This window comes from Paenibacillus plantiphilus, from assembly GCF_927798095.1.
Taxonomy (GTDB): domain Bacteria; phylum Bacillota; class Bacilli; order Paenibacillales; family Paenibacillaceae; genus Paenibacillus_Z; species Paenibacillus_Z plantiphilus.
In genome coordinates this window covers 1-1,524 of record NZ_CAKMMF010000070.1, presented here as the reverse complement: position 1 = coordinate 1,524, position 1,524 = coordinate 1, and the positions used below count along the sequence as shown (strand labels likewise).

General features: G+C 49.7%; 1 protein-coding gene. It reads right to left on the bottom strand.

Annotated elements, in window-relative coordinates; all coding sequences use genetic code 11:
- Positions 1-1,381, bottom strand: a 1,381-nt coding sequence (locus L6H65_RS26355; RefSeq protein WP_236347734.1) for a transposase, incomplete at its 3' end; no start/stop codon positions are given.
- Positions 1,382-1,524 lie beyond the last annotated feature (143 nt).

Sequence of the window (1,524 nt, the reverse complement as noted above, 5' to 3'; positions counted from 1 at the left end):
AATCAATGTAGATTCGTTCAGAACCCTTGTGGTTTCTGCTACGAACCTGACAACGAGTATGGAAGAGGCCGCTAACCATTTCGCCGTGGGTGCAGCTTTCATCACTCGTTTTTTCTTTGTTGACCTGCCATAACGCATAGGCAAGTAGTGTTTCGGCCGCGAAGACCATTTCCAAATGAGCAAGCTGGTGAGCTTCGGACGTCGAATGGCACTGTTCAAAACCAAGTTCTTGTTTGGCTATCCGAAAGAAAACCTCAATCCGCCAACGTTTCCCATAAACGGTAAGTGCTTCGAGCGGTGCATCATGACGATTGCTCAAGATCAAGTAAGCCCCTTTGTAGGTCGCTGCGTTCTCATCATCTCCAGTACCTTCTGTCACTGCGTTCGTATCTTCACGCAATCGCATGGCGGTGACGACTGCAATCGGCACAAGACGTTGTTTGGTGACTAACTGCCCTTTGCGACCATGGGTTTCATAAGGAAGTTTCATATAGATGCCTTCCATCGCAATCGCAGAGAGACCGCTGCCAGCCGCAAGACGCTTGTACGCTTCACGAATCAACTGCCGTGGCGATACGGGAACATAGCGCTCCCGGCGACCAGCCTCTGTGACCTTGCGGTACAGGGATGTGTTTCGTTTTGCCTTGGTCACCCAATCAAAATCATGCGCCTGTAAAAAAACGAAGAAATCCTTGCACAAATACCAACGGTCCATTGCCACCCATAGCCGGCAAGTGACGGATTCGCGCAGCATCAGCAGCATCTGTCGGGCGAGATCGAGCTTGGTCAAGCCAGCCTCGTCCTGCTCGGGCTTTCGCCAAACGCTGTAGAATAACGGATATTCCAAGCCATTTCGCAGCACAGCTTGAAGCACGACGACATTCATGCACCAACCGTACGTTTTGGTGGATGCGTCGAACAACCAAGACAGGTAAGGAAGTTTTTTCGCATAGGGATGCGCGCTGTGCGTATCGTCGAGATTAATGACATCGCCTTCGCGCAGCATCGTATCCGCATCTTGCTGAAGCCGCTGGACGCGTTTCTTCCCGAATGATCGCCAAGCATAAGGCGTGGTGAAGAAACGACTGAGGGTGTATTGTGCCAGCTTGTAGGGCTTGAACATGCGTTCAAGAAGCGCATCCTTGCCCGCGAGTTGCGAGATTTGATTGACGGCTGTGCAGCCCGAAATGAGCCCAACGACATACATAAAACAGAGCATCCAAGCAGGTGCTCCGCTGCGTTTAAAGATGCCGGACTGCGTGAGAAGCAGTGAAAAATCGAATCGATCCCATAAGGTTCGCAGAATAGGCGCTCCAGCGCATTCTCCGTGCATGAGTTTACGAAAGCGTGGTTTTTCCAGTGATGGCTTCAAAAAAATCACCCGAGATCCTCTAAGATATACCCGTTAAAAAGAGGTATTCTTCGTGATTATTTGGGCCATTCTCATTTGTCAAGATGATTTTGTGATAATAGCGTGCGATTTAGTGAAGTTTCTAGTATTTGGAGTCAACTGCATAAGTCATG